This is a genomic window from Variovorax sp. 01T439_2 (genome assembly GCF_056398445.1).
In genome coordinates this window covers 1-8,267 of the sequence record NZ_JBFTPJ010000151.1, presented here as the reverse complement: position 1 = coordinate 8,267, position 8,267 = coordinate 1, and the positions used below count along the sequence as shown (strand labels likewise).

At 68.9% G+C, this 8,267-nt stretch carries 7 protein-coding genes; 3 read left to right on the top strand and 4 right to left on the bottom strand.

Annotated elements, in window-relative coordinates; genetic code table 11:
* The 3 genes from AC1DOC_RS09870 to fba all read left to right on the top strand — a co-directional run.
* On the top strand, positions 1 to 759 hold a 759-nt coding region (locus tag AC1DOC_RS09870; RefSeq protein ID WP_478129732.1), incomplete at its 5' end, for a transketolase-like TK C-terminal-containing protein.
* On the top strand, positions 756 to 1,937 hold the full coding sequence (locus AC1DOC_RS09865; RefSeq protein ID WP_012748123.1) for a phosphoglycerate kinase: 1,182 nt from the start codon (positions 756 to 758) through the stop codon (positions 1,935 to 1,937). The genes AC1DOC_RS09870 and AC1DOC_RS09865, both read left to right, overlap by 4 nt.
* A 40-nt stretch (positions 1,938 to 1,977) precedes the next feature.
* Entirely contained in the window at positions 1,978 to 2,994 is a 1,017-nt protein-coding gene (fba, locus tag AC1DOC_RS09860; protein ID WP_012748122.1) for a class II fructose-bisphosphate aldolase, read from the top strand.
* A 16-nt stretch (positions 2,995 to 3,010) separates the two neighbouring features.
* Here fba and AC1DOC_RS09855 read toward each other — a convergent pair whose 3' ends face one another.
* From AC1DOC_RS09855 to AC1DOC_RS09840, 4 genes are all read right to left on the bottom strand, one after another.
* A complete protein-coding gene (locus tag AC1DOC_RS09855) occupies positions 3,011 to 3,235 on the bottom strand; it encodes a formate dehydrogenase subunit delta (RefSeq protein WP_478129731.1) in 225 nt (74 codons plus the stop codon).
* Positions 3,236 to 3,246: 11 nt separating this feature from the next.
* On the bottom strand, positions 3,247 to 4,083 hold the full coding sequence (gene fdhD / locus AC1DOC_RS09850; RefSeq protein ID WP_436300137.1) for a formate dehydrogenase accessory sulfurtransferase FdhD: 837 nt from the start codon (positions 4,081 to 4,083) through the stop codon (positions 3,247 to 3,249).
* Positions 4,080 to 6,953 (bottom strand): formate dehydrogenase subunit alpha, encoded by a 2,874-nt coding sequence (gene fdhF, locus AC1DOC_RS09845; protein WP_478129730.1) that lies wholly within the window; start codon positions 6,951 to 6,953, stop codon positions 4,080 to 4,082. Before fdhF ends, fdhD begins: the two co-directional genes overlap by 4 nt.
* Before the next feature lie 22 nt (positions 6,954 to 6,975).
* A partial coding sequence (locus tag AC1DOC_RS09840; RefSeq protein ID WP_478129729.1) for a complex I 51 kDa subunit family protein occupies positions 6,976 to 8,267 on the bottom strand: 1,292 nt, incomplete at its 5' end.

Sequence of the window (8,267 nt, the reverse complement as noted above, 5' to 3'; positions counted from 1 at the left end):
GCGCTGCACGGCGGCTTCCGTCCCTTCGGCGGCACCTTCCTGACTTTTTCCGACTACGCGCGCAACGGCGTGCGCATGTCGGCGCTGATGAAGCTGCCGGTGATCTACGTCTTCACGCACGACTCCATCGGGCTCGGCGAGGACGGCCCGACGCACCAGCCGGTGGAGCATGCCTCGAGCCTGCGGCTGATTCCCGATGTCGATGTCTGGCGCCCGGCCGATGCCACCGAGACGGCCGTGGCCTGGCGCCAGGCGCTGCGCCGCGTCGATGGGCCGAGCTGCCTGCTGCTGACGCGCCAGGCGCTGCCGCATGCCGGCGACGGCGATGAGCGCATCGAGTCGATCGCGCGCGGCGCCTATGTGCTGCGCCGCCCGGAGGCCGAGTGCGTGGCGCTGCTGGCAAGCGGCTCCGAAGTGGGCGTGGCGCTGGCCGCGGCGGCCCTGCTGGCGCAGGAGGGCATCGAGGCGCGCGTGGTGTCCGTGCCGTGCATGGACGTGTTCGAACGCCAGGATGCCGAATGGCGCCACGCGGTCGTTCCGCGCCACCTGCCGCGCGTGGCGGTGGAGGCCGGCAGCACGGGCCTGTGGTGGAAGTTCGTCGGCGAATACGGCGACGTGGTCGGGCTCGACCGCTTCGGCGAATCGGCGCCGGCCGGCGAGCTCTTCAAGCTGTTCGGCCTCACGGCCGAAGTGGTGGCCGAGCGCGCCCGCCGCCTGCTCGCGAACGCCGCGCTGGCCAACGTGAAAGAGGCCGCATGAGCTTCAACACGCTCGATCAGGTCGACCTGCGCGGACAGCGCGTGTTCATCCGCTGCGACCTCAACGTGCCGCTCGATGCCTCGGGGCGCATCAGCGACGACACGCGCATCCGCGCCAGCCTGGGCGGCATCCGCCATGCGCTGTCGCAAGGGGCGCGCGTGATGGTCGCCTCGCACCTGGGCCGCCCGAAGGAAGGCCGGCTTGCACCCGGCGAATCGCTGGCGCCGGTGGCGAAGCGGCTCGGCGAGCTGCTGGGCGCGCCGGTGGCGCTGGTGGCCGACTGGATCGACCGCCCCTTCGACGTGGCACCCGGCGAGGTGGCGCTGCTCGAGAACTGCCGCGCGAACGTCGGCGAGAAGGCCAATGCCGAAGCCCTGGCGCGGCGCATGGCGGCCCTGTGCGACGTGTACGTGAACGATGCCTTCGGCACCGCGCACCGCGCCGAGGCCACCACCGAGGCGCTGGCCCGGCTCGCGCCCATTGCCTGCGCCGGTCCTCTGATGGCGTCGGAACTCCATGCGCTCGGCCGTGCGCTAGCGAACCCCGCGCGGCCGCTGGCCGCGATCGTCGGCGGCGCCAAGGTGTCGACCAAGCTGTCGATCCTCGAATCGCTCGCCGCGCAGGTCGAGTGGCTGGTGGTGGGCGGCGGCATGGCCAACACCTTCCTGCTCGCGGCGGGCCATCCGATCGGCCGGTCGCTGTGCGAGCCCGAGATGGTGGACACCGCGCGTGCCGTGGCCGCGGCGCTCGCGGCGCGCGGTGCGCAGCTTTTCATGCCGACCGACGTGGTCACGGCCACCGAGTTCTCGCCGACGGCGCGCGCGACCGTGAAGGCCGTGGCCGACGTGGCGCCCGACGACATGATCCTGGACTTCGGCCCGGAGTCGGTGGCGCGGCTCGTCGCGATGCTCGGCCAGTGCAAGACCATCGTCTGGAACGGCCCGCTCGGCGTGTTCGAGATCGAGCAGTTCTCGCACGGCACGCGCACGCTGGCCCACGCGATCGCGCGCATGGATGCGTTCTCGCTCGCGGGCGGCGGCGACACCGTGGCCGCCATCAACCAGTTCGAGGTGGAGGAGTGCATCGACTACGTCTCGACGGCGGGCGGCGCCTTCCTCGAATTCCTCGAAGGCAAGAGCCTGCCGGCCGTCAAAGCGCTCCAGGACCGGCGGCATTGACGCCCCCATCACCGATTTTTCACATCCACAGGAGCTTCCCATGGCCATGATTTCGCTGCGCCAATTGCTGGACCACGCCGCCGAGCACCAATACGGCGTGCCGGCGTTCAACGTCAACAACCTGGAGCAGATCCAGGCCATCATGCAGGCCGCGCGCAAGACCGACAGCCCCGTCATCCTGCAGGCCTCGGCCGGTGCGCGCAAGTACGCGGGCGAAGCCTTCCTGCGCAAGATGGTCGAGGCCGCCGCCGAAATGTACCCCGAGATCCCGATCGTGATGCACCAAGACCATGGCGCAAGCCCGTCGATGTGCATGCAGGCCATCCGCTCGGGCTTCACCAGCGTGATGATGGACGGCTCGCTGATGGAAGACGCGAAAACGCCTGCGAGCTACGACTACAACGTGGGCGTGACGAGCCGCGTGGTGGAGATGGCGCATGCGGTCGGCGTCTCGGTCGAGGGCGAGCTGGGCTGCCTCGGCTCGCTCGAGTCGGGCATGGCGGGCGAGGAAGACGGCAGCGGTGCCGAGGGCGTGCTGACGCACGACCAGCTGTTGACCGATCCGCAGCAGGCGGCCGACTTCGTCTCGCGCACCGGCGTGGATGCGCTGGCCATTGCCATCGGCACCTCGCATGGCGCCTACAAGTTCAGCCGCAAGCCGACCGGCGACATCCTTGCGATCGACCGCATCAAGGAGATCCATGCGCGCATTCCGAAGACGCACCTCGTGATGCACGGCTCCTCGTCGGTGCCGCAGGAATGGCTGGCCGTGATCCGCGACTTTGGCGGCGACATCAAGGAAACCTACGGCGTGCCGGTGGAGGAGATCCAGGAGGGCATCCGCCATGGCGTGCGCAAGGTCAACATCGACACCGACATCCGGCTCGCGATGACCGGCGCCATGCGCCGCGCGATGGGCCAGGACCGCAGCGAATTCGATCCGCGCAAGTTCCTGAAGGAGGCGACCGCGGCGGCGCGCGACGTCTGCATCGACCGCTTCCAGGCCTTTGGCACCGCCGGCATGGCGTCGCGGATCAAGCCGGCGGCACTGCAGTAGGCGCGGTGCGGCGCTGCTATTCGAGCAGCGCCCGGTGAATGCGGATCGCCTCGACCGACACKGGGTTCAGTTCCCCCGGTCCGCCGGCATCCAGGTGCGCCAGCAGCTCGCGCCGCATGCGCGGTTCCCAGAAGCGCTTGAGGTGCAGCGCGAGGTCATGCAGGGCTTCGCTGCGGTCGGGCATGGCTTCGAAGAAGCTGCCCATCTGGTTCACCATGCGGATCAGCTGGTCGACGTGCATTGCAGAAAACCTCAGGCGTTGGCGGGCAGGCCGTTGAGCCGCCACGGGTGGGTGTAGATGACCAGGTCGTCGCCGCGCACGAAGCCCGCCAGCGTCAGGCCCGCGTCTTCTGCAATGGCCGTGGCCAGCGAGGTCGAGGCCGATACGGCGGCCAGCAGCGGCACGCCGGCGGCGACGGTTTTCTGCACCATCTCGAAACTCGCGCGGCTGGTCACCGCGATGAAGCCGGTGGAGGCGGCCACACTGCTTCTTGCGAGCGCGCCGACGAGCTTGTCGAGTGCGTTGTGGCGGCCGACGTCCTCGCGCACCAGCAGGGCTTCGCCCTCGGCGCTGCACCAGGCCGCCGCGTGCACGGCGCCGGTGACCTTCTGCAGCACCTGCATCGATGCCAGCTCCCGCATGCCGCGCGCGACAGCGCGGGTCGAGAGCGCCGGGCCCTCGGGCAGCGGCGGCAGCGCACGCGTGACATGCGCCAGGCTCTCCGTGCCGCAGAGGCCGCAGCCTGTGCGCCCGGCCATTGAGCGGCGGCGCGCCTTCAGCCGCGCGAAGGCCGCGCTTGCCACGTCGAGCTTGAGGGTGATGCCCTCGGGCGCGTACGCTTCCTCGACGCCGTAGAGTTCATTGCGCCCGAGCAGGATGCCCTCGCTGAGCGCAAAGCCCAGCGCGAAGTCGGCCAGGTCGGTGGGCGTTGCAAGCATCACGGCGTGTGCAATGCCGTTGAACTCCAGCGCGACCGGCACCTCCACGGCCACCCAGTCGCGGTTGTCGAAGGCCTGGAGCGCGCGCACGCCGCGCACGGGCAGAAGTTCCGCGCTCCCGGGGCGCAGCGGTACGTCGGACAGGTTCACTTGGCGGCCGCCGTTTCTTCGATGCGCTTGCTCAGCAGTTCTTCCTGCAGCGCGTTGAACCGGCTGTATTCCTGCTGCCATTCGGAAGGCTGCATCACCGGCATCACCTGCACCGCGGTCACCTTGAACTCGGGGCAGTTGGTGGCCCAGTCGGAGTTGTCGGTGGTGATCACGTTGGCGCCCGATTCGGGGAAGTGGAAGGTGGTGTAGACCACGCCCGGCTGCACGCGCTCGGTGATGGTGGCGCGCAGCACGGTTTCGCCCGCGCGGCTCCRGATGCCGACCCAGTCGCCCTCGGCAATGCCGCGGTCCTCGGCGTCGGCCGGATGGATTTCGAGCCGGTCCTCGCTGTGCCACTGGTTGTTCTCGGTGCGGCGCGTCTGCGCGCCCACGTTGTACTGCGAGAGGATGCGCCCGGTGGTCAGGATCAGCGGGTACATGCGCGTGACCTTCTCGTCGGTCGGCACGTACTGCGTGATGATGAACTTGCCCTTGCCGCGCACGAACTCGCCGATGTGCATGGTCGGCGTGCCTTCCGGCGCAGCCTCGTTGCAGGGCCACTGCACGCTGCCCAGCTTCGCGAGCTTGGCGTAGCTCACGCCCGTGAAGGTGGGCGTGAGCGCGGCGATCTCGTCCATGATCTCCTCGGCGCTCGCGTAGTTCATGGGGTAGCCCAGCGCGTTGGAGAGCAGCTGCGTCACCTCCCAGTCGGCATAGCCGGCCTTGGGCGGCATGACCTTGGTGACGCGCGAGATGCGGCGCTCGGCGTTGGTGAAGGTGCCGTCTTTTTCGAGGAACGACGCGCCCGGCAGGAACACGTGCGCGTACTTGGCGGTCTCGTTCAGGAACAGGTCCTGCACCACGATGCATTCCATCGCCATCATCGCCTCGGCCACGTGCTGGGTGTTGGGGTCCGACTGGACCACGTCCTCGCCTTCGCAGTACAGGCCCTTGAAGCTGCCGGTGATGGCGGCATCGAACATGTTGGGAATGCGCAGCCCCGGCTCGGCCCGCAGCGCCACGCCCCACGCGTCTTCGAAACTGCCGCGCGCGGTGCTGTCAGACACATGGCGGTAGCCCGGAAGCTCGTGCGGGAACGAGCCCATGTCGCAGGAACCCTGCACGTTGTTCTGGCCGCGCAGCGGGTTCACGCCCACGCCTTCGCGGCCCACGTTGCCGGTGGCCATGGCCAGGTTGGCGATGCCCATCACCATGGTCGAGCCCTGGCTGTGCTCGGTCACGCCCAGGCCGTAGTAGATGGCGGCATTGCGCTTGCCGTCGTGGCCCTTGGCGAAGAGCCGCGCGGCGGCGCGCAGCTCGGCGGCCGGTACGCCGGTCACGGCTTCCATGGCCTCGGGCGAGTTGGCCGGGCGCGCGACGAATTCGCGCCACTCGTTGAACGACTTGGGCTCGCAGCGCTCGGCCACGAAGGCCTCGTCGACCAGGCCTTCGGTCACGATCACATGCGCCATGGCGCTGATGACCGCCACGTTGGTGCCGGGCCTGAGCTTGAGGTGGTGGTCGGCCTTGACGTGCGGCGACTTCACCAGGTCGATGGTGCGCGGGTCGATCACGATCAGCCGGGCGCCGGCGCGCAGGCGCCTTTTCATGCGCGACGCGAACACCGGGTGGCCGTCGGACGGATTGGCGCCGATCACCATGATCACGTCCGACTTCTCGACCGACTTGAAGGTCTGCGTGCCGGCCGATTCGCCCATGGTCTGCTTCAGTCCGTAGCCGGTGGGCGAATGGCACACGCGCGCGCAGGTGTCGACGTTGTTGTTGCCGAAGGCCGCGCGCACCAGCTTCTGCACCAGGTAGCCCTCTTCGTTGGTGCAGCGCGAGGACACCAGGCCGCCGATGGAATCGGTGCCGTACTTGGCCTGGATGCGGCGGAACTCGCTGGCGGCGTAGCTGACGGCTTCGTCCCAGCTCACCTCGCGCCACGGGTCGGTGATCTTGCTGCGGATCATGGGCTTGAGAACGCGGTCCTTGTGGGTGGCGTAGCCCCAGGCGAAGCGGCCCTTCACGCACGAGTGGCCTTCGTTGGCCTTGCCGTCCTTCCAGGGCACCATGCGGACCACTTCGTTGCCCTTCATCTCGGCCTTGAAGCCGCAGCCCACGCCGCAATAGGCGCAGGTGGTGATGGCGCTGTGCTCGGCCTGGCCCAGCCAGATCACCGATTTTTCCTGCAGCGTGGCGGTGGGGCAGGCCTGCACGCAGGCGCCGCAGCTCACGCATTCGGATTCCATGAAGGGCTGGTCCTGGCCTGGCGACACGCGCGACTCGAAGCCGCGGCCGCTGATGGTGAGCGCGAAGGTGCCCTGCGTTTCTTCGCAGGCGCGCACGCAGCGGTTGCAGACGATGCACTTGGCCGGGTCGTAGGTGAAGTAGGGATTGGACTCGTCCTTGGCGCTCTTCAGGTGGTTGGCGCCGTCGTAGCCATAGCGCACGTTGCGCAGGCCCGTGACACCGGCCATGTCCTGCAGCTCGCAGTCGCCGTTGGCGGCGCAGGTGAGGCAGTCCAGCGGATGGTCGGAGATGTAGAGCTCCATCACGCCCTTGCGCAGCTCCTGCAGCCTCGGGCTTTGCGTGCGCACCTTCATGCCGGCCTCGGCCGGCGTGGTGCACGAGGCCGGATAGCCTTTGCGCCCGTCGATCTCCACCAGGCAGAGCCGGCAGGAGCCGAAGGGCTCCAGGCTGTCGGTCGCGCACAGCTTGGGCACCTGCACGCCCGCGTCGACCGCGGCGCGCATCAGCGAGGTGCCCTTGGCCACCGTCACCGGCATGCCGTCGATCTCGAGCGTGACTTCCTCGGTGGACTCGCGGCGCGGCGTGCCGTGGTCGATGTCTTGCGATGGGTTCAGCATGGGGTGTCTCCTCTCTGTTCGGTCAGGCTGCGGCGCGGTCGGGGGCTTCGATGCCGAAGTCCTCCGGGTAGTGATTGATGGCCGAGAGCACGGGGTAGGGCGTCATGCCACCCATCGCGCAGAGCGAGCCGTGCAGCATGGTGTCGCACAGGTCGCGCAGCAGGATGACCTGCTGCGGCCGGTTCTGGTTGCTCGTGATCTTGTCGATCACTTCCACGCCGCGCGTGGAGCCGATGCGGCAGGGCGTGCACTTGCCGCAGGACTCGATCGCGCAGAACTCCATCGCGTAGCGGGCCAGCTGCGACATGTCGGCCGTGTCGTCGTGCACCACGATGCCGCCGTGCCCGACCACCGCGCCCACGGCCGCATAGGCCTCGTAGTCGAGCGGCAGGTCCCACTGCGATTCGGGCACGTAGGCGCCCAGCGGACCGCCCACCTGCACCGCCTTGATCGGCCGGCCGCTCGCGCTGCCGCCGCCGAAGTCGTAGAGCAGTTCGCGCAGGCTCAGGCCGAAGGCCTTCTCGACCAGGCCGCCATGCCGGATGTTGCCGGCCAGCTGGAACGGCAGCGTGCCGCGCGAGCGGCCCATGCCGTAGTTCTTGTAGAAGTCCGCGCCGCGCGCCAGGATGAGGGGCACCGACGCCAGCGTGATCACGTTGTTGATGACGGTGGGCTGGCCGAACAGGCCCTGCAGCGCCGGCAGCGGCGGCTTGGCGCGCACGATGCCGCGGCGGCCTTCCAAGCTTTCGAGCAGCGCGGTTTCCTCGCCGCACACGTAGGCGCCCGCGGCCTTGCGCACGGTCAGTCGGAAGGCGTGGCCCGAGCCCAGGATGTCGTCGCCCAGGAAGCCCGCCTGCTCCGCATGGCGGATTGCCTCGTTCAGCGTGGCAATGGCATGCGGGTATTCCGAGCGAACGTAGATGTAGCCTTCGGTCGCGCCCGTTGCAATGCCCGCGATGGCCATGCCTTCCACCAGCATCAGCGGATCGCCTTCCATCGTCATGCGGTCCGAGAAGGTGCCCGAGTCGCCTTCGTCGGCATTGCAGACGATGTATTTCTGCGGCGCCTCCGCGGCCAGCACGGTCTTCCATTTGATGCCGGCCGGGAATGCGGCGCCGCCGCGGCCGCGCAGTCCGGAGTCGAGCACCTGCTGCACGATCTCGGCCGGTGCGAGCGCCAGCGCGCGGCGCAGTCCGGCAAAGCCTTCGTGCGCCTCGTAGTCGGCCACGGACACCGGGTCGGTCACGCCCATGCGCGCGAAGGTCAGGCGCTCCTGCTTCTTCAGGTACGGAATCTCTTCGGTCAGGCCCAGGT